Origin of the sequence: Roseateles sp. UC29_93 (assembly GCF_042695725.1) — a bacterium.
GTDB classification, from domain to species: domain Bacteria; phylum Pseudomonadota; class Gammaproteobacteria; order Burkholderiales; family Burkholderiaceae_C; genus Roseateles; species Roseateles noduli_A.
Window position 1 is genome coordinate 6,362,308 of sequence record NZ_CP170545.1, and the last position, 19,179, is coordinate 6,381,486.

The 19,179-nt window shown below is 69.3% G+C and carries 20 protein-coding genes and 2 pseudogenes; 8 read left to right on the plus strand and 14 right to left on the minus strand.

All coding sequences use genetic code 11. The features are described 5' to 3' along the window. Window positions 1-20 precede the first annotated feature (20 nt). Window positions 21-1,523 carry an oxygen-independent coproporphyrinogen III oxidase gene (hemN, locus tag ACFJIX_RS29520; RefSeq protein ID WP_377156437.1) on the minus strand — a complete coding sequence of 501 codons (1,503 nt, stop codon included), beginning with the start codon at window positions 1,521-1,523 and terminating at the stop codon, window positions 21-23. 92 nt (window positions 1,524-1,615) lie between these two features. Between hemN and ACFJIX_RS29525 the strand changes: the two genes are divergently transcribed. Next, complete coding sequence (locus ACFJIX_RS29525) at window positions 1,616-2,422, plus strand: cyclic nucleotide-binding domain-containing protein (protein ID WP_377156438.1); 807 nt, start codon at window positions 1,616-1,618, stop codon at window positions 2,420-2,422. Window positions 2,423-2,519: 97 nt separating this feature from the next. On the opposite strand, the gene ACFJIX_RS29530 is transcribed toward ACFJIX_RS29525, so the two are convergent. The 10 genes and pseudogenes from ACFJIX_RS29530 to ACFJIX_RS29575 form a co-directional block, all read right to left on the minus strand. Continuing rightward, window positions 2,520-2,792 carry a hypothetical protein gene (locus tag ACFJIX_RS29530; protein WP_377156440.1) on the minus strand — a complete coding sequence of 91 codons (273 nt, stop codon included), beginning with the start codon at window positions 2,790-2,792 and terminating at the stop codon, window positions 2,520-2,522. A gap of 66 nt (window positions 2,793-2,858) precedes the next feature. Continuing rightward, window positions 2,859-4,295: a cytochrome c oxidase accessory protein CcoG gene (ccoG, locus tag ACFJIX_RS29535; protein ID WP_377156442.1), complete on the minus strand. Its 1,437-nt coding sequence runs from the start codon at window positions 4,293-4,295 to the stop codon at window positions 2,859-2,861. Beyond that, a pseudogene (ccoP, locus tag ACFJIX_RS29540) lies at window positions 4,292-5,195 on the minus strand (cytochrome-c oxidase, cbb3-type subunit III). Before ccoP ends, ccoG begins: the two are co-directional and overlap by 4 nt. Next, on the minus strand, window positions 5,188-5,361 hold the full coding sequence (locus tag ACFJIX_RS29545) for a cbb3-type cytochrome oxidase subunit 3 (RefSeq protein WP_377156444.1): 174 nt from the start codon (window positions 5,359-5,361) through the stop codon (window positions 5,188-5,190). Before ACFJIX_RS29545 ends, ccoP begins: the two are co-directional and overlap by 8 nt. A 12-nt stretch (window positions 5,362-5,373) precedes the next feature. Next, entirely contained in the window at window positions 5,374-6,000 is a 627-nt protein-coding gene (ccoO, locus tag ACFJIX_RS29550; RefSeq protein WP_377156446.1) for a cytochrome-c oxidase, cbb3-type subunit II, read from the minus strand. A gap of 21 nt (window positions 6,001-6,021) precedes the next feature. Beyond that, window positions 6,022-7,494 carry a cytochrome-c oxidase, cbb3-type subunit I gene (gene ccoN / locus ACFJIX_RS29555; protein ID WP_377156447.1) on the minus strand — a complete coding sequence of 491 codons (1,473 nt, stop codon included), beginning with the start codon at window positions 7,492-7,494 and terminating at the stop codon, window positions 6,022-6,024. Window positions 7,495-7,570: 76 nt separating this feature from the next. Further along, window positions 7,571-7,717, minus strand: coding sequence for a cbb3-type cytochrome oxidase assembly protein CcoS (gene ccoS, locus ACFJIX_RS29560; protein WP_067269376.1), 147 nt, complete (start codon window positions 7,715-7,717; stop codon window positions 7,571-7,573). A 14-nt stretch (window positions 7,718-7,731) separates the two neighbouring features. Then, complete coding sequence (locus tag ACFJIX_RS29565) at window positions 7,732-7,995, minus strand: hypothetical protein (protein WP_377156449.1); 264 nt, start codon at window positions 7,993-7,995, stop codon at window positions 7,732-7,734. Then, a complete protein-coding gene (locus ACFJIX_RS29570) occupies window positions 7,989-9,863 on the minus strand; it encodes a heavy metal translocating P-type ATPase (protein WP_377156450.1) in 1,875 nt (624 codons plus the stop codon). Before ACFJIX_RS29570 ends, ACFJIX_RS29565 begins: the two co-directional genes overlap by 7 nt. Before the next feature lie 19 nt (window positions 9,864-9,882). Next, window positions 9,883-10,077 (minus strand): annotated as a pseudogene (locus ACFJIX_RS29575) (heavy-metal-associated domain-containing protein); the annotation flags it as partial. 166 nt (window positions 10,078-10,243) lie between these two features. Between ACFJIX_RS29575 and ACFJIX_RS29580 the strand changes: the two are divergent. Next, window positions 10,244-10,603 carry a DUF192 domain-containing protein gene (locus tag ACFJIX_RS29580; protein ID WP_377156452.1) on the plus strand — a complete coding sequence of 120 codons (360 nt, stop codon included), beginning with the start codon at window positions 10,244-10,246 and terminating at the stop codon, window positions 10,601-10,603. 132 nt (window positions 10,604-10,735) lie between these two features. On the opposite strand, the gene ACFJIX_RS29585 is transcribed toward ACFJIX_RS29580, so the two are convergent. Both ACFJIX_RS29585 and xseA read right to left on the minus strand, forming a co-directional pair. Next, window positions 10,736-11,320: a superoxide dismutase gene (locus ACFJIX_RS29585; protein ID WP_377156454.1), complete on the minus strand. Its 585-nt coding sequence runs from the start codon at window positions 11,318-11,320 to the stop codon at window positions 10,736-10,738. A gap of 116 nt (window positions 11,321-11,436) precedes the next feature. After that, on the minus strand, window positions 11,437-12,801 hold the full coding sequence (xseA, locus tag ACFJIX_RS29590) for an exodeoxyribonuclease VII large subunit (RefSeq protein WP_377156456.1): 1,365 nt from the start codon (window positions 12,799-12,801) through the stop codon (window positions 11,437-11,439). 328 nt (window positions 12,802-13,129) lie between these two features. On the opposite strand from xseA, the gene ACFJIX_RS29595 reads away from it, so the two are divergent. The 6 genes from ACFJIX_RS29595 to ACFJIX_RS29620 all read left to right on the plus strand — a co-directional run bounded on the left by ACFJIX_RS29595 (window position 13,130) and on the right by ACFJIX_RS29620 (window position 17,938). Beyond that, on the plus strand, window positions 13,130-13,834 hold the full coding sequence (locus ACFJIX_RS29595; RefSeq protein WP_377156458.1) for a MotA/TolQ/ExbB proton channel family protein: 705 nt from the start codon (window positions 13,130-13,132) through the stop codon (window positions 13,832-13,834). Beyond that, a complete protein-coding gene (locus ACFJIX_RS29600; RefSeq protein WP_297530697.1) occupies window positions 13,831-14,244 on the plus strand; it encodes a biopolymer transporter ExbD in 414 nt (137 codons plus the stop codon). The genes ACFJIX_RS29595 and ACFJIX_RS29600 overlap by 4 nt, the downstream gene beginning before the upstream one ends. 37 nt (window positions 14,245-14,281) lie before the next feature. Next, window positions 14,282-15,520: a tetraacyldisaccharide 4'-kinase gene (gene lpxK, locus ACFJIX_RS29605; RefSeq protein WP_377156460.1), complete on the plus strand. Its 1,239-nt coding sequence runs from the start codon at window positions 14,282-14,284 to the stop codon at window positions 15,518-15,520. Then, window positions 15,517-16,275, plus strand: a complete 759-nt coding sequence (gene kdsB, locus ACFJIX_RS29610; RefSeq protein ID WP_377156462.1) for a 3-deoxy-manno-octulosonate cytidylyltransferase — start codon at window positions 15,517-15,519, stop codon at window positions 16,273-16,275. Before lpxK ends, kdsB begins: the two co-directional genes overlap by 4 nt. Before the next feature lie 147 nt (window positions 16,276-16,422). Then, a complete protein-coding gene (gene adk, locus ACFJIX_RS29615; protein WP_377156464.1) occupies window positions 16,423-17,076 on the plus strand; it encodes an adenylate kinase in 654 nt (217 codons plus the stop codon). 103 nt (window positions 17,077-17,179) lie between these two features. Beyond that, window positions 17,180-17,938 carry a 3-hydroxyacyl-CoA dehydrogenase gene (locus tag ACFJIX_RS29620; protein ID WP_088405199.1) on the plus strand — a complete coding sequence of 253 codons (759 nt, stop codon included), beginning with the start codon at window positions 17,180-17,182 and terminating at the stop codon, window positions 17,936-17,938. A gap of 137 nt (window positions 17,939-18,075) precedes the next feature. Here ACFJIX_RS29620 and ACFJIX_RS29625 read toward each other — a convergent pair whose 3' ends face one another. Next, window positions 18,076-18,873, minus strand: coding sequence for a hypothetical protein (locus tag ACFJIX_RS29625; RefSeq protein WP_377156465.1), 798 nt, complete (start codon window positions 18,871-18,873; stop codon window positions 18,076-18,078). Between the last annotated feature and the right edge of the window lie 306 nt (window positions 18,874-19,179).

Genomic DNA, 19,179 nt, shown 5'->3' on the forward strand with positions numbered 1-19,179 from the left:
CCCGTATCCGTCCTTCGACTTCAGAAGATGCGCGAGAAACGCACCGGCGACTCGACCGACGCGCCATCGGCGGCGCTCATCGCATCGGCGGCGCCCATCGGCGGCGTCGCCGAGGTCGCCGAGGTCGCGAACGATGCGCCCGCGGTGCTTCCCGGCCTCAGGTACCGGTCGAACACCATGGCGACCGCCCGAACGAAGAACCATCCCATCGGCGTCACCTGCACCGCGCTCGGCTCGATCGTGACGAGTCCGTCCGCCGCCATCTGGCGCAGACGATCGAGCTCCCCCGCGAAGTACTCGGCCGCGACGATCCCGTGCGAGCGCTCGATCGGCTCGAAGTCGAGCCGGCCCTGGCACATCAGCGCCATGATCGCGTCGCGCCGCACGAGGTCGTCCTGGTCTAGGGCCAGACCGCGCTCCACCGGCAGCCGGCCCTCGCGCAAGGCCGCGTAGTACTCGGGCAGCGTCTTCACGTTCTGCGCGAACGAGGCGCCCAGCTTCGAGATCGCCGAGACGCCCAGCGCCACGAGGTCGCAGTCCGGCTGCGTGCTGTAGCCCTGGAAGTTGCGATGCAGGCGCCCTTCCCGCTTCGCGACGGCGAGCGGATCGTCCGCGAGCGCGAAGTGGTCCATGCCGATGTAGCTGTAGCCCCGCGCGAGAAAGCCTGCGATCGCGCCGGACAGCATGCGCAGCTTGTCCCCGGGCGGCGGCAGCGCGGCGGGCTCGATGCGCCGCTGCGGCTTGAAGCGGTGCGGCAGGTGCGCGTAGCCGTAGAGCGCGATGCGATCGGGCCGCAGCGTCGCCACCTGTTCGATCGTGCGCGCGAACGAGGTCGGCGTCTGCAGCGGCAGGCCGTGGATCAGATCGACGTTGATCGAGCGGAACCCCAGGTCGCGCGAGGCGCCGATCAACGCGGCAACGCTCTCCAGGCTCTGCTCGCGATGCACGGCGCGCTGCACGTCGGGGTCGAAGTCCTGCACGCCGAAGCTCAGCCGGTTGAAGCCCAAGGCGCGCAGATGACGCAGCCGCGCGACGTCGATGGTGCGCGGGTCCACCTCGATCGAGATCTCGGCATCCGCGGCCAGGCGGAAATGGCGACGCAGCAGCGCCATCAGCATCGACAGCTCGCGATCGGCAAGGAAGGTCGGCGTGCCGCCGCCGAAGTGCAGCTGCGACACCAGCGCGCGATCGCCGAGCCGGCGATGCACCAGGCCCATCTCGACCTCGAGTGCGTCGACGTAGGCCGCCGCGCGCTCACGGTGCCGCGTGACCACCTTGTTGCAGGCGCAGTAGTAGCAGACCGATTCGCAGAACGGGATGTGCACGTAGACCGACATCGGCTGCCGCGCCGCGGGGCCGAAGGCGCGCAGCGCCAGCATCTCGCCGTGGCGCTCGGCATCGAGGCCCGCGTGGAAGCGGTCCGCCGTCGGGTACGAGGTGTAGCGGGGTCCCGCGATGTCGAAGCGGCGCAGCAGATCGGCATCGGGGATGCTGCAGTCCCAGGGGGTCGGGTCAGGGCACATGGGCGCCATCCTCACCCTTTGTTGGCAAAGCGTCATTGATTGATGTCATTGCCGGCGTCGATGCCCCGGCAAAGAATCCGCCGCTTCCTCGCATGTCCGACGAACTCATGCCGAGCGCCACCACCTTGCCCGCCCCACCCCCTCCTCCCGCTTCGGCGCCCGCGCCTGCGCGGCCCGTGCTGTCCGCGCCGCCCGACACGACCCGGATCACCTGCGCGACCTGCACGGTGCGGCAGGTCTGCCTGCCGACGGGACTGCCGGCCGCCGACGTCCATCAGCTCGAGCGCATGGTCTCGGACCGCCGCCATGTCACGCGGGGCACGGTGCTGTTCAAGCCCCGCGATCCGTTCGACGCCCTCTACATCGTGCGCACCGGCTTCTTCAAGACCTCGGCCTCGGCGGAGGACGGCCGCGATCAGATCACCGGCTTCCACATGGCCGGCGAGATGCTCGGCCTCGACGGCATCTTCAGCGGCGCCTACGCCAGCCAGGCGGTGGCGCTGGAGGACTCGCACATCTGCGTCGTGCCCTACGGCCGCATCGAGGACATCACCCGCGAAGTCGACCGGCTGCGCCGACAGTTCCACCGCCTGATGAGCCGCGAGATCGTGCGCGACCAGGGCGTGATGATGCTGCTCGGGTCGGTGCGCGCCGAACAGCGCGTGGCGACCTTCCTGATCAACCTGATGCGGCGGCTGCGGGCGCGCGGCTTCTCGTCGTCGAGCGTCGTCCTGCGGATGACCCGCGATGAGATCGGCAGCTACCTCGGCCTGACGCTGGAGACGGTGAGTCGCACCTTCTCCCGGATGCAGGACGATGGCCTGCTCGAAGTGCGGGCGCGCGAGGTCCGCGTGCTCAAGCCACGACAGCTGCTGCAGCTGGTCCGGCGCACCGCCTAGCGGCGCATCGGCGACGTCGGCGACGTCGGCGACGTCGGCGACATCGCCAACGTCATCCACGTCATCCACGTCATCCACGTCATCGAGCATGGCGACCTCAGCGCGACTGTCCGCCCGTCGCCGCATGGTTGCGTGCCTTCAGCGCGGGCGTCGTGGCAGGGTCGCTGATCTCGTCCGCAGCGACGCCACTGCGATCGACCGCACTCGTCGAATGCACCACCGGGTCGGGATGCACGATGGCGAGCGTCAGCGTCGCCATCGAGGCCACCACCACGATGCTCGGGCCGCCGACGACCAGCCACATCGTCGGATGTCGCCACCAGGGACCGCTGGCAGGGAGATCGGCGTCGTTCAGGCGTGTGGGGGTCATATCCGCTCCTGATGAAGAGGCAAAGAGAGAACGGGAAAAGAGGGGGAAAGGGGAAGGCGGCCGCGCTCATCGCGGCACGACGAAGGTCGATTTCTCGAGCAGCTCGCGCTCCGTGGCATCGACGGGGCCCATCGACGCGCCAGACGGCGCAACCCGTCGGACGGCGAAGCGCATCGGATGCGCGCCGGGACCGAGTTCACGCGCGACCTCAGGCGGCAGACGCAGCGCGACGGTAACCCAGCGCGCCTCCGCGGGCCCGAGCGCCAACTCCCCGGACGGCGAGGCCACGCGAAGGCCATCGATGCCCCGCACATCCACGACGAAGCGCTGCGTCGATTCCGCGGCGTTCATCAGCTGCAGGCGGTAGAGGTTCTCGACCACGCCGTCGTCGACCTCGCGCGCGAGCGTCGCACGATCGCGCACGACGTCGACCTTGAACGGCAGACGGACGGCCAGGCTCCAGACCAGACCGCCCGAGACCAGCAGCAGGATCGCACCGTAGACCAGCACGCGGGGCCGCAGCACGCGACGCCACTGCTGAGCCGCCGTCCAGCGATGGCGCATGCCGTTCTGCGTCGCATAGCGGATCAATCCGCGCTCGTAGCCGAACTTGTCCATCACGTCGTTGCAGACGTCGATGCACGCGGCACAGCCGATGCATTCGTATTGCAGCCCCCGGCGGATGTCGATGCCGGTCGGACAGACGTGGACGCACTGCTGGCAATCGACGCAGGACCCGAGGCCCATGACCGACGGGTCTGCCTTCTTCGAACGCGGGCCGCGCGGATCGCCGCGCGCGGTGTCGTAGCTGATGATCAGCGTGTCGCGGTCGAGCATCGCGCTCTGGAAGCGCGCGTACGGGCACATGTACTTGCAGACCTGCTCGCGCAGGTAGCCGGCGTTGCCGTAGGTCGCCAGGCCGTAGAACAGCACCCAGAAGAGCTCCCACCCGCCGAGCGCGAACGCGGCCGCGTTGCCGCCCAGCGCGCGGATGGGCTCGAAGTAGCCCACGAAGGTGAAGCCCGTCCACAGCGACACCGCCAGCCACGCGGCGTGCTTGCCGCCCTTGCGCAGCAGCTTCTCCAAGGTCCAGCCGGCGCGGTCGAGCCGGATGCGCGCGGCGCGGTCGCCTTCGGTGTGGCGCTCGATCCAGAGGAAGATCTCGGTGTAGACGGTCTGCGGACAGGCGTAGCCGCACCACAACCGTCCCGCCACCGCCGTGAAGAAGAACAGCCCGAATGCCGACACCACCAGCAGCGCCGTCAGGTAGATGAAGTCCTGCGGGTAGAGGATCAGGTCGAAGATCAGGAAGCGGCGCGCCTCCAGATCGAACAGCACCGCCTGGCGTCCGTTCCACTGCAGCCACGGCAGACCGTAGAACAGCAGTTGCGTGGCCCACACCAGCGCCCAGCGCCACACGGCGAACCAGCCGTGCACCGCGCGGGGGTAGATCTTCGCTTCGGCTTCGTAAAGCGAGACCGCCCGCCGTTCAGGGCCGCTCATGGCCGCTCATGGGACAGGCCCCAGACATACGCGGCGAGGACGCGGATCTGTTCCGGGCTCAGGCGCGAGCCGTGCTCGGGCATGTGGCTGTGCTTGCCGTTGTTGACCATGGCGACGATGGCGGAGCTCGCCCCACCCGTGCAGCCAGACCTTGTCGGTCAGGTTGGGCGCGCCCAGCGCCTGGTTGCCCTTGCCGTCCATGCCGTGGCAGGCCGCGCAGGCGCTGAACTTGGACTTGCCGAGCGCCGCCGCCACCGAGTTGTGCGGACTGCCCGACAGGCTCAGCACGTAGTGCGCGAGGTTGCGCACGTCCTCGCCATTGCCGACCGCCGTGGCCATCGGCGGCATCGTGCCTTCACGCCCCTGCGTGATGGTCTGGACGATCGTGTCGCCGCTGCCGCCGTAGAGCCAGTCGTTGTCGGTCAGGTTGGGAAAGCCCTTCGAGCCCTTGGCATCGGAACCGTGGCACGTCGCGCAGTTGTTGGCGAAGAGCCGCTCGCCGATGGCCTGGGCCTGCGGATCCGCCGCCAGCGACTCGACCGGCTTGCCGTCGAATCTCGAGTAGATCGTGTGCATGGCCACGCGCGCCTGTGCCTGCTCGGCCTCGTACTGCCCGGTGCTGGACCAGCTCAGCGAGCCCGCGTACGCACCAAGGCCCGGATAGAGCGCCAGGTAGAGCCCCGAAAACACCACCGTCAGCACGAACAGCACCATCCACCAGCGCGGCAGCGGGTTGTTGAGCTCGCGGATGTCCTCGTCCCAGACGTGGCCGGTGGAGTTGTCCTCGGCCATCACCTTGCGGCGGCTGGCGATGATCAGCAGCGCCAGGCACAGCACCAGGCCGAGCACGGTCGCCGCGGCGACGAACAGCGACCAGCCGTTTGAAACGAAATCACTCATGACGACCTCCTCGCGGCGCGTCCTCGCCCGTCAGGACGAGCGCGCCCAGGTCTTCGAAACGTTCGCGGTTGTGCCGGGCATAGGCCCAGACGACGATGCCGACGAACACCAGCAGCGACACCACGGTCACCGCCGAGCGCAATGCATTCAGATCCATGTCGGGCATGGGGTCCTCCGATCAGGGCTTGAGCGCGGTGCCCAGCACCTGCAGGTAGGCGACGACCGCGTCCATCTCGGTGTGTCCCTTGACCTCGTCGCCCGCCTGGGCGATCTGCTCGTCGCTGTAGGGCACGCCGACGATCCGCAGCCCGCGCATCTTGGGCGCCAGCTCTTTCGGATCGAGCGCCGCGCCCGCCAGCCAGGCATAGGCGGGCATGTTGGACTCGGGCACCAGGTCGCGCGGGTTGGTCAGGTGCAGGCGGTGCCACTCGTCGCTGTACTTGCCGCCGACACGCGCGAGGTCCGGCCCGGTGCGCTTGCTGCCCCACTGGAAGGGATGGTCGTAGACGAACTCGCCGGCCATCGAGTAGTGGCCGTAGCGCAGCGTCTCCGCGCGCAGCGGCCGGATCATCTGCGAGTGGCAGTTGTAGCAACCCTCGCGGATGTAGACGTCGCGACCGGCGAGCTGCAGCGCCGTGTAGGGCTTGAGGTGTTCGACCGGCTGCGTGGTCGAGCGCTGGAAGAACAGCGGGACGATCTCCACGATGCCGCCGACGATCACCGTCAGCAGCACCAGCACGATCATCAGGAAATTGCTGGTCTCGATGCGCTCGTGACCGGCGGGGCGGGCATGGGTGTTGGCCATGGCGTGCTCCTGTCGATGCGATCAGGCGGCGGCCGCGAGCGCGGCGCCGGGGATGGGGTGGCGGGCCGGCCGGCCGGCGCGGACCGTCATCACGACGTTCCAGGCCATCAGGCACATGCCGCCCAGGTACAGCAGGCCGCCGAGCAGGCGCACCACGTAGAACGGATAGGTGGCCTTGACGCCTTCGGCGAAGGTCCAGGTGAGCGTGCCGTCCGGGTTCACCGCGCGCCACATCAGGCCCTGCATCACGCCGGCGATCCACATCGCGGCGATGTAGAGCACGATGCCCAGCGTGGCGATCCAGAAGTGCAGCTCGATGGCGCGCTTCGAGTACATGTCGATGCGGCCGTACATGCGCGGGATCAGGTGGTACAGCGCCCCCATCGAGATGAAGCCCACCCAGCCCAGCGCGCCGCTGTGCACGTGGCCGACGGTCCAGTCGGTGTAGTGCGAGAGCGCGTTGACGGTCTTGATCGACATCATCGGTCCCTCGAAGGTCGACATGCCGTAGAACGACAGCGCCACGATCAGGAACTTCAGGATGGGGTCGTCGCGCAGCTTGTGCCACGCACCGCTCAGCGTCATGACGCCGTTGATCATCCCGCCCCAGCTCGGCGCCAGCAGCACCAGCGAGAACAGCATGCCCACGCTCTGCGCCCAGTCGGGCAGCGCGGTGTAATGCAGGTGGTGGGGCCCCGCCCACATGTAGGTGAAGATCAGCGCCCAGAAGTGGACGATGGAGAGCCGGTAGCTGTAGACGGGCCGGTTGGCCTGCTTGGGGATGTAGTAGTACATCAGCCCGAGGAAGCCCGCCGTCAGGAAGAAGCCAACCGCGTTGTGGCCGTACCACCACTGCACCATGGCGTCCTGCACGCCGGCATAGGCGGAGTAGCTCTTCGTGAGCGAGACCGGGATCTCCGCGCTGTTGACGATGTGCAGCAGCGCGACGGCGATGATGAAGGCGCCGAAGAACCAGTTGGCGACGTAGATGTGGCGCACGCGCCGCACGCCGATCGTGCCGAAGAAGACGATCGCGTAGGACACCCAGACGACGGCGATCAACAGGTCGATCGGCCACTCGAGCTCGGCGTATTCCTTGCCGGTCGTCAGTCCCATCGGCAGCGTGATCGCGGCAAGCACGATCACCAGCTGCCAACCCCAGAAGGTGAACCACGCCAGGGCCGGCACGAAGAGCCGCACATGGCAGGTGCGTTGGACGACGTGGAAAGCCGTGGCCATCAGCACGCAGCCGCCGAAGGCGAAGATCACCGCGTTCGTGTGCAACGGCCTCAGCCGGCCGTAGCTGAGCCAGGGGATGCCGAAGTTCAGTTCCGGCCAGGCGAGCTGCGCGGCGATGATCACGCCGACCAGCATCCCCACCACGCCCCACAACACCGCGGCCAGCGAGAACGCGCGGACCACGCCGTCCTCATAACTGGGCGCATCACCGGCCGTGATGGCGCGTCCTCCCTCCGACCCTGATCTGCTTGCCATGCTGGCTCCTCGAGGCGCTGGCTGCGCCGATGGCAAGGATTGTTCGGCGCCACTCCGAAGCGCGTGTTGATACGCGTCAAGCTTGCGCGTCGTCCTCGAGGATTCGTTGACCTTCCCGGTCCAGCGACTCGAGTTGACCGTCCTGCACGGCCCAGCCGAACACGGCCAGCACCAGCAGCACGAGCACCACCGACAACGGGATCAGCAGATAGAGGATGTCCATCGCGGCAGCGTCCTTCAGGTGTCGATCGATCGGGGGACGATCACCGCGGACCCCGTCGCATCGCGGCCCAGTCGGGCCGCATTGGCGACGACGAGCAGCGAGCTCGTGGCCATGCCCAGGCCCGCGGCCCACGGCGGCAGCCAGCCGATCAGCGCCATCGGCACGCACACGGCGTTGTAGAGCGCCGACCAGGCCAGGTTCTGGCGCACGACGCGGCGCGTGCGTCGCGCCAGGGTCAGCGCGACGGTGATCACGTCGAGGCGATCGGCAGTCAGCACCGCGTCGGCGCGCGCTTTCGCGAGGTCGGCGCCCTGCCCATCGCGATCGATACCTGCGCCCGCGCGAGCACGGGCGCGTCGTTGATGCCGTCGCCGATCATCAGCACGCGATGGCCGCACGACTGCAACGCGATCACGTGCTGGTGCTTGTCCTCCGGCGTGGCGCCGCCGCGCCAACGCGCGATCCCGGCCTGCTTCGCGACGGCTTCGACGCGCGCGGGCGCATCACCCGACAGCAGTTCGACCGTGGCGCCCCATGGCCTGCCATCCGGCGATCGCCGCCGTCGCGCCAGCACGCAGGTGTTCATCGACGTGCCAGGCGGCGCGGACGACACCGTCGCAGGCCAGGACGATCTGTGCGTCGAACGGGTCCGGTGTCGGGCCTGGTGTCGGTCCTGATGTCGGTCCTGATATCTGGCCCGCCTCGACCGCCCAATGCGGCGATCCCAGCCGCCATCGATGTCCGCATGCGTCACGGCCTTCGACACCCCGGTTGCTGAACTCTTCGATCGCCCACCCGTCATCGATCGGGGATGGCTCGGCGAGCGACGCTGCCAGCGCGCGCGACAGCGGATGATGAGAGGCTGCGGCCAGCACCGCGGCCGCCGTCTTGGCTTCCTCCTCCGCATCAGGATCGGCATCGGCATCGGCATCGGCATCGGCATTCTCAGCATCGGGCCGCACGCGTCGCAGACAGGGTGCGGGTCCGTCAGCGTGCCGGTCTTGTCCATCACGATGCGGTCGACGTCGGCGAGCGCCTCGATGGCGTCGAGCCGCGACAGCAGCAGACCGCGCCGCGCCAACGCGCCGGCGGCCGCGACCCAGGCCGCGGGTGCCGCCAGCGACAGGGCGCAGGGGCAGGTCACGATCGGCACCGACACCGCCACCGCGACCGTCCGCGACGGATCGACGAACTGCCAGCCGAGCGCGGCCACGCCGGCGAGCAACAGGACCGCCGCGAGGAACCAGCCCGCGACGCGGTCCGCCGTGCGCAGCATCGCCGGCCGGTCCTGGAACGCCTGCGCCATCAACTGGCGGATGCCTGCCAGACGAGTCTGGTCGCCGACGTGGCGCACGCGCAGCGTGAGCACGCCGGAGAGATTCAGACTGCCGGCGAGCACGGCATCGCCCGGCGCTTTCGCCACCGGGCGCGCCTCGCCGGTCAGCAGCGACTCGTCGGCCGCGCCGTTGCCGGCCTCGACGACCGCATCGGCCGGCACGCGCTGCCCCGCGGCGACGCGCACCCGGTCGCCGACCGCAAGCGCCTCGATCGCCACACGTTCCGCCGTGCCGTCCGGCTCCAGCCGTTCGACCTCCTCCGGCAGCGCTTCCGTGGCCTGTTCGATCGCCGCCGCCGCGCGATGACGCGCGCGCAGTTCCAGATATCGCGCGCCGAGCAGGAAGGTCACGAACATCGTGATGGAGTCGAAGAAGACCTCGTGCCCGAACGGGCCGCCGGGATCGAGCGTCGCGCCGCTGCCGGCCACGAAGGCGACGGCCAGGCCCAGCGCCACCGGCACGTCCATCCCCAGGCGCCGTCCGCGCAGCTGACTCAGCGCCGCGCGGAAGAACGGTCCTGCGGCCAGGAGCATCACCGGCAGCGTCAGTACCCACTGGCCCCAGCGCAGCAGCGCGGCCTGGTCGGGCTCAAGCTCCCTGACGCGGCGATGTAGGGACGGCCACGCCAGCATCATCACCTGCATCATCAGGAAGCCCGCGACGAACAGGCGCCAGAGCGCCTGGCGATGCTCGCGCCGCCGCAGGTCGCGCGCCGGCCCGGCGACGTCGGGCACGAAGTCGTAGCCGGCGGGCGCGAGCGACTGCCGCAGCTGCTCGAGCGTCACGAGCGCCGGTCGCCAGTCCAGCACCAGCGTCTCGGGTCGACGGCTGGACCTCGGCCGATCGCACGCCCTGCTGCGCGAGCAGGAGGGACTCGACCAGACCCGCGCAGGTCGCGCAATGCAGGCCCGACAAGCGGAACCGGGCGCGCGTCAGCGCTGCGTCGGGACCGGGGCGATTGGCGCGTCCGGCATCGGCGCCCAGGGCACCGGCGGACACCGAGGCGGCTGGGGCGGGCAACATGGCCGCGATAATCCGCCAAACCTTGAGGTGACAACATGCTCAATATCAAACAAGCGGCATCGTCCGTCGTTCTTTTCGACCCTCCTGTCGACCGTGTTGTCGATGGCCGCCCTGACGGCGGCCGGTCCGGCGGCGGCCCCAGCAGATCCCCCAGACCGGACTGCCGGTGGTCGAGCTCGGCGCCGGCATGCACCTGATCCATGCCGAGGTCGCCCGCACCGACGAGCAGCGCGCCATCGGCCTGATGGCCCGCAAGGAGATGGCTCAGAACGCCGGGATGATCTTCATCTTCGAGCAGCCGTCGCAGCAGTGCTTCTGGATGCGCAACACGCTGATCCCGTTGTCGGCCGCCTTCGTCGCCGACGACGGCACCATCGTCAACGTCGTCGAGATGCAGCCGCTGTCCGACACCTCGCACTGCTCGACCAAGCCGGTGCGCTACGTGCTCGAAATGAACAAGGGCTGGTTCGACAAGCGCGGCCTCAAGGCCGGCGCGAAGCTGCGCGGCGGCCCCTGGCCCAAGTGATCGCGCCGCCGGCCTCGAGGGGCGACTCCCGCGGCGTCGGATCCCCTGCGATCCGGACGCTGAAATGACAACGGCCCGGGAGCGATCCCGGGCCGTTCCTTCATCGGCTCCCGCGGAGCGGGCGCCGGTGGGTCAGTTGCCGAAGTTGGCCTGGGCGAAGTCCCAGTTCAGCAGGCTCTTCAGGAAGGTCTCGACGAACTTCGGACGCGCGTTGCGGTAGTCGATGTAGTAGGCGTGTTCCCACACGTCGATGGTCAGCAGCGGCGTGTCGCCGGTCGTCAGCGGGGTGCCGGCGGCGCCCATGTTGACGATGTCGACCGAGCCGTCGGCCTTCTTCACCAGCCAGGTCCAGCCGGAACCGAAGTTGCCGACGGCGCTCTTCTGGAAGGCTTCCTTGAAGGCGTCGACGCTGCCCCACTTGGCGTTGATCGCGTCGGCCAGCTTGCCGGTCGGCGCGCCGCCGCCGTTGGGCTTCAGGCAGGACCAGAAGAAGGTGTGGTTCCAGATCTGCGCGGCGTTGTTGTAGATGCCGCCGCTGGAGGTCTTGACGATCTCTTCCAGCGTCTTGTTCTCGAACTCGGTGCCCTTCTGCAGGTTGTTCAGGTTGTCCACGTAGGCCTTGTGGTGCTTGCCGTGGTGGTACTCCAGCGTCTCGGCGCTGATGTGCGGCTCCAGCGCCTTCTTGTCGTACGGCAGCTCGGGCAGGACGTGTTCCATGAGGGACTCCTAATCGGTGGTTGGTGGTGGGACGGGTGTCGCGGGCGATTGTAGGCAGCGAAATCATGCCCCTGACGGGAGCGCGCATACCGCGCCACAGAGGGCGCGGACCGCCCTCAGACCTCTCGGCGAACGACGCGCCCGACTGTCAGATCGGCCTCGCCGTCGGACAGGACGGCGCGCAAGTCCTGACCCTCGCGGAGCTGGTCGACCGAGCTGAGCGCCCGACCCTGCCCGTCGTCCAGCCAGGCGTAGCCACGGGCCAGCACCTGGCGCGGATCGAGCGACTGCAGGCGCGCCTCGAGCGCGTCCAGCCGGTGTGCGCCGCGCTGCGCCTGCTGCGGGAGCGCGCGGTCGAGCCGCTCCGCGAGATGTCTCAGCCGCTGCGTCTGCAGCGCCGCGGCGCGGGGTGCGATCTGGTTCAGCCGCTGTTCCAGGTGACGCAGACGTTGCGATTCCAGGGAGACCGTCTTCGGCGCCACCTGACCCAGCCGCTGGGACAGCAGATCCAGCCGGCGCCGCTGTCTCGCCAGGGCGTCGCCCGGCCGCGCGAGCCGCAAGGCCAGCCGGTCGAGCCGCTGCGCGGAGGCGTCCAGGCGCTGTTCGACCCGGCGCGTCAACTGGCGTTCCAGCGCGTCCAGCGTCTCCAGGCATTGTTGGCGCGAGACCGTGGCCAGCTCCGCCGCCGCCGTCGGCGTCGGGGCGCGCAGGTCGGCCGCCAGATCCGCCAGGGTGATGTCGGTCTCATGACCGACGCCGCAGATCACCGGCAGCGGCGATTCGGCCACCGCTTGCACGACGCGCTCGTCGTTGAAGGCCCACAGGTCCTCCAGCGAGCCGCCGCCGCGCACCAGCAGCAGCACCTCGGCGTCGGCGCGCTCGTTGGCCGTGGCCAGCGCCCGCACGATCGCCGGCGGCGCCTCGGCGCCCTGGACCAGCGTCGGATAGAGGAAGACACGCGCGTGCGGTGCTCTGCGGCGCAGCGCGGTCAGCACGTCCTGCAGCGCGGCCGCACCGGTGGAGGTGATCACGCCGATCCGCCGCGCGTACGTCGGCGGCTGGCGTTTGCGATCCGCGTCGAAGTAGCCCAGCGACTCCAGCTTCGCCTTCAGGCGCAGGAACTGCTCGTAAAGCGCGCCCTCGCCGGAGCGGCGCATCGCCTCGACGAGGAACTGCAGTTCGCCGCGCGGCCCGTACAGGTCGAGCCGGCCGCGCAGCTCGACCGTCATCCCGTCCCGCGGCGCGAAGTCCACCATCGACGCCGCGCGCCGGAACATCGCGCAGCGCAGCATCGCCGGCTGGCCTTCCGCGTCCTTCAGGCTGAAATAACAGTGGCCGCTGGCCGCGCGCGTGAAGCCCGACAGCTCGCCCTGCACCGTGATGACGGGGAATCTGGCCTGCAATGCGTCGGAGAGGGCCGTCAACAGGGCCGCGACCCCCCAGACCATCCGTGGTGATGCGGGTTTCGGGGCGTCAATCATGCGCAAACCCAATGCCGGCGCGGGTCCGGAACTCCACAGCCGCGTCAATGCTGGCTCCGCGGGCCATATTGGCCGTCATGCCCGCGTCACAGATCGATAAGCGCTTGTTTTTCAAAAGCTTTTTCCTGCCTTTTTTTGGAGCAGCCTAATCCTTGCCGTTTGGCGACGGGGCCTGGCGCGGTTCCGAGACCAGTTGCCCACAAAGTTATCCACAGGAACGGTGGATGTTTGTAAGGGCTTGTGATGAGGGTCCGGAGTGGTCGGCGCCAGCGTTGCGGGGCGCCATAATGCGCCGCCGGGCCGGAGATGCCCGTACGGAGGGAAAGCCTTGTTTTCGATCATACAAGCCGCCGGCTGGCCGATCTGGCCCTTGCTGCTGTGTTCCGTCGTGGCCCTGGCGCTGATCATCGAGCGCGTCGTCAGCCTGCGTGCCGCGCGCGTCGCGCCGCCCAGCCTGATCGAGGAAGTGCTGGGCGTGACCCAGCTGCAGATCCCGAGCGGTGAAGTCGTCGGCAAACTGGCCGAGAACTCGCTGCTGGGTCAGGTCCTGGCCGCCGGGCTGCGCACCTCGCAGGCCGATCCGCGCGCCGGCGAGACCCGCCTGCGCCAGTCCTTCGAACTGGCCGGCCGCCATGCGATCCACCAGATGGAGCGCTACCTCAACACGCTGGGCACCATCGCCGCGGCCGCGCCGTTGCTCGGCCTGCTGGGCACCGTGGTCGGCATGATCGAGATCTTCGGCAGCCAGAGCCCGGGCCCCGGCGGCAACAACCCGGCGCTGCTGGCGCACGGCATCTCGATCGCGCTCTACAACACCGCCTTCGGCCTGGTCGTCGCGATCCCGTCGCTGATGTTCTACCGCTACTTCCGCGGTCGCATCGAGTCCTACGTCGTCGACATGGAGCAGGCCAGCGAGCGTCTGCTCACCCACCTGGTCAACCGCGCGATGCCCGGCGTCCACGCCGTGAACGCCGGACCGGCCACGGTTCCGCCGCCGGTGGCCGCGCCCGCCTCGGGGAAGGCCAAGGCATGAAGTTCCGCCGTCGCCAGGGCGAGGAACCGGAGATCAACCTGATCCCGTTCATCGACGTGCTGCTCGTCGTGCTGATCTTCCTGATGCTGTCGACGACGTACTCGAAGTTCACCGAGCTTCAGCTGACGCTGCCGACCGCCGACGCCCAGCAGCTCAAGGAGCGGCCGGCGGAGATCATCGTGGCGATCTCGGCGGACGGCCGCTATTCGATCGACCGCAACGCCGTCGAGGGCCGCAGCGTGGACCTGCTGACCGCCGCGTTGCTGCAGTCGGCGCAGGGCAAGCAGGAGCCGGTGGTGATCATCTCCGCCGACGCGGCCACGCCGCACCAGGCGGTGGTCAACGCGATGGACGCGGCCCGCCGCGCCAACCTCACGCGACTGACCTTCGCGGCCAACAAACCTCAATGATTGCCGCAATGAGCGCGGCCATGGCCCGGGACCGGACATGACCCGGCCGGCCCTCGAGGACCGGCTGCAGCGCGCCTGGCGCGATGACGACCGCCTCGCCCACCTGCTGCGGCCCTTGGCCGCGCTGCATGGCGCGGTGCTGCGGCTGCGCGTGGCGCTGTACCGCTTCGGCCTGAAGAAGGCCGAGACGCTCCCCGTGCCGGTGATCGTCGTCGGCAACTGGGTGGTCGGCGGCGCCGGCAAGACGCCCACGACGCTCGCGCTGCTGGACACGCTCCGGCGCATGGACATCCGCGCCGGGGTCATTTCGCGCGGCTACGGCCGTGCGGATGACGCGCAGGTCCGCGTGATCGCCGACGGCGATCGCGCCGAAGACGTCGGCGATGAACCCCTCCTGATCAAGCTGCGCGCGGGCGTGCCGGTCGCGGTCGGCCGCGACCGCATCGCGGCGGCGCGCGCGCTGCTCGACGCCTGCCCCTGGATCCAGGTGCTGGTGTCGGACGACGGCCTGCAGCATTGGCGGCTGCCGCGGCAGCTCAGCGTGCTTGTGTTCGACGAACGCGGCCTGGGCAATGGCCGCCTGCTGCCGGCCGGGCCGCTGCGCCAGGCGCGGGCCCTGCCGCCGCCGCCGGGGTCCTCGCCGGACACGCTGGTGCTCTACAGCACCGGTCGGCCGAGCACCGCCCTGCCCGGCTACGTCGGCACCCGCCAACTGGCCGGGGCCGTCGCGCTGGCCGACTGGTGGCGCGGCGAGCCGGGACGCCTGGAGCGGCTGCACGCGCTGCGCGGCAAGCCGCTGCTGGCCGCGGCCGGACTGGCGAGGCCGCAACGCTTCTTCGACATGCTCGGCGAGCAGGGCCTGAACTTCCGCGCGCTGGCGCTGCCCGACCACGCCTCGCTGGACCCGTTGCCCTGGGCCCGCACCGACGAGGTCGTCATCACCGAGAAGGACGCCGTCAAGTTGCGTCCGGAGGCGCTGCAGGGCTGCCGCATCTGGGTGGTGGCGCTGACTTCCGCCCCGAACCCGCTTTTGAAGAGGCGTTGCAGCGCGAGCTGCGGCGGCTGCTCCCCCATGGACCATCGACTGATTGAGATGCTGGTGTGCCCCGTCTGCAAGGGCCCGCTGGACGACCGCCGCAATGCCCCGGGCACCGGCCTGCCGGACCGCGAACTGCTGTGCCCGGCCGACCGCCTGGCCTTCCCGATCCGCGACGGCATTCCGGTCATGCTGGCCAACGAGGCCCGTTCCACGGACGCCGAAGGCGACGCCGCGTGAACACCGGCTTCCACATCGTCATCCCGGCCCGGCTGGCGTCGACACGCCTGCCCAACAAGCCGCTGGCCGACATCGCCGGCGCGCCGATGATCGTGCAGGTGGCGCGGCGCGCGGCGCTGGCCGGCGCGGCGCAGGTCGTCGTCGCGACGGATGCCGTCGAGGTGAAGGCCGCCTGCGAGGCCCACGGCGTCCGCGCGCTGATGACGCGCGCCGACCACGCCAGCGGCAGCGATCGTTTGGCGGAGGCCGTCGAGCTGCTCGGACTGCCGGATGACGCGCTGGTCGTAAACGTCCAGGGCGACGAGCCGCTGATCGCGCCGGAAATGATCCGTGCCTGCGCCGACCTGCTCGCCGCGAAGCCGCAATGCGCGATGGCGACGGTCGCGCACGCGATCGACGACGACGCCGAGTTCGCGAACCCGAACGTCGTCAAGCTGGTCACCGATGCCCAGGGCCTGGCGCTGTACTTCTCCCGCGCGCCGATCCCGTGGTGGCGCGACGCGCCCGGCGGCGGCGCCCGCGTGAAGCCCGAGGCCGTGCTGCGACACGTCGGGCTGTATGCCTATCGCGCCGGTTTCCTGCGCCGCTTCCCGACGCTGGCGGTGTCGCCGCTGGAGCAGATCGAGGCGCTGGAGCAGCTGCGCGTGCTGTGGCACGGCGAGCGCATCGCGGTGCATGTCAGCGCCGAGCGGCCGGGGCCGGGCGTGGACACGCCCGAGGACCTCGAACGCGTCAGAAGGCTGATGACAAGCTGAATCGCGGCCCGGCCCGACAGGGTTACACCGCAGTTCATTCGCCTGCCGCGTCAGCGGGCCGTAGGCCAGCGCGTGCTATTCTCGCCCGCAGTTTTCGAGGGCGCGTCGACCCGTGCGGCGCGCCCTCTCCCTATATCGAGGAGACCCATGCGACTGATTCTTCTGGGCGCCCCCGGCGCCGGCAAAGGCACTCAGGCCTCTTTCATCTGCCACAAGTTCGGCATCCCGCAGATCTCCACCGGGGACATGCTGCGTGCCGCCGTCAAGGCCGGCTCCGAACTCGGCGTCGCGGCCAAGAAGGTCATGGATGCCGGTGGCCTGGTCAGCGACGACATCATCATCGGCCTGGTCAAGGAGCGCATCGCCCAGCCGGATTGCGCCAAGGGTTTCCTGTTCGACGGTTTCCCGCGCACGATCCCGCAGGCCGACGCGATGAAGGCCGCCGGCGTGAAGCTGGACTTCGTGCTCGAGATCGACGTCCCTGACAGCGCCATCATCGAGCGCATGAGCGGACGGCGCGTGCATGTCGGCTCGGGCCGCACGTACCACACCAAGTTCAATCCGCCCAAGGTCGAGGGCAAGGACGACGTCACCGGCGAGGACCTGATCCTGCGTGACGACGACAAGGAAGAGACCGTCAAGAAGCGCCTGGAGGTCTATCAGGCCCAGACGCGTCCGCTGGTCGACTATTACTCCAGCTGGGCCGCCAGCGGTGACGCACAGGCGCCGCAGTACCGTCGCATCGAAGGCATCGGCACGGTCGACGAGATCACCGGCCGCGCCCTCGCCGCGCTGAGCTGAACTCACTCCGACCCGTGATCATGGCGGCCCGCGTGGCCGCCATTTTTTCGTCGACAATTGACGTTTACGTCAACGGCAACCAACAACTCGGAAGGAGACATCCATGGACATCGCGAACAAGGTCTTCATCGTCACCGGCGGCGCCTCGGGCCTCGGCGAAGGCACGGCCCGCATGCTGGCGCGCGAAGGCGCGACGGTCGTCATCGCCGACCTGCAGGTCGAACGCGGCGAGGCGCTCGCCAAGGAGCTGAACGGCGCCTTCGTGAAGTGCGACGTCAGCCAGGAAGCCGATGCCCAGGCTGCCGTCGCCAAGGCGGTCTCGCTGGGCAAGCTCATGGGCCTGGTGAACTGCGCCGGCATCGCGCCGGCCGCCAAGACCGTCGGCAAGGACGGCGCGCATGCGCTGGCGACCTTCTCGAAGGTGATCACGGTCAACCTGGTCGGCAGCTTCAACATGATCCGCCTCGCCGCCGAGGCGATGAGCAAGAACGAACCGGAAGCCACCGGCGAGCGCGGCGTGCTGATCTCGACGGCCTCGGTGGCCGCCTACGACGGTCAGATGGGTCAGGCGGCCTATGCGGCCTCCAAGGGCGGCGTCGTCGGCATGACGCTGCCGATCGCGCGCGACCTGGCGCGCAACGGCATCCGCAACATGACGATCGCTCCCGGCATCTTCGGCACGCCGATGCTGTTCGGCATGCCGCAGGAGGTGCAGGACGCGCTGGCCGCCAGCGTGCCCTTCCCGTCGCGCCTGGGCCGTCCGGAGGACTACGCCAAGCTGGTCCACCAGATCGTCACCAACGACATGCTCAACGGCGAAGTGATCCGCCTGGACGGCGCGATCCGCATGGCGCCGAAGTGACCCTGGTGTCGACGCCGACGAGCCGCTGATCCAAGGATCAGCGGCCCACGAAAAAGGCCTCCCGGCGCAAGCCGGGAGGCCTTCTCACTGGATCGCGCCGATCGCGACCCGGCGGACCGGATCGCGAGGTGCAGGGATCAGTGCTTCGCGCTGCGCGCGTAGACCGACCACAGGCCGGCCAGATCGGCCGAGCCGTCGGTGCCCTTGACGGTGCGCCAGGTGGCCTGCGCCTTGGCCTTGTCGCCGCCCAGGAACTGCGCCAGGCCCAGGTAGAGCTTGGCGTCATCCGGACGCTTCAGGTTGCCCTTGGCGATGCCTTCTTCCATCAGCTTGATGCCGGCGGCGGCCTGGCCGCGCTGCACCTGAGCGAAGCCGACCTTCACCAGCTCGTCGCCTTCCCGGGCGCCGCGGGCAGCCTTCTCGGCTTCGGCTGCACCCGCCTTGGCTTCGGCGATGCGCTTGTCCAGCAGATCGGCCAGACGCTTCGGACGAGCATTGTCGTCGGTCGGCTTCAGGACGCCGGCGGCGAAGCCCTTGTCCAGCACCTTCTTGCCTTCTTCCGGATAGCCAGCAGCACCGGCGAGCTGGGCCAGCTCCATGTAGTCGTTGGCACCCGTCATGTTCTCGGTGACCAGACGCAGACGCAGCACGTCGACCTGATAACGACCGGCCGCGAAGCCCTTCTTGGCCTGCAGCGTGCCCAGCGACTGTGCCCACAGCTGCTTGGTCGGGTAGTAGTTCAGCAGCTTCTGGATCAGCACCGATTCCGTGCCGCCGTCGCCCTTCTTGTTGGCCGCCCACAGCGCCGTGTTCAGCTTGTCCTGGGACGGCACGCGACCCGCCTTCTCGTCGGCGGAGATGTCGGCCAGCGTGTCCTTGAGGATCGTGGTCACGTCGCCCGAACGCAGCTGCGCCGCGGCCTGGACCTGCTTCATCGCCGGGCTGTTGCCGCCCGGCGGCGTTGTACTTGTTGACCCACTCCAGCGCCTTGGCGCCGTTGCCCGCGCGCAGGTAGGTACCGGCGATGGCTTCCATCGTCGGCAGCTTGTTGGCGGCCGGCAGCTTGCCGGCGGCGCTCAGCGCGTCATAGGCCTTGACCATGCCGTCGGCATCGCCCAGGCGCGATGCGGCGGACAGGCGCAGACCTTCCAGCGTCGCGTTCTCGTCCGCGTTGCGGCCGGGCACGGCCTCGGCTTCGCGGATCTTGGCCATCGCTTCCTGCGCCTTGCCCGCCTTCAGCA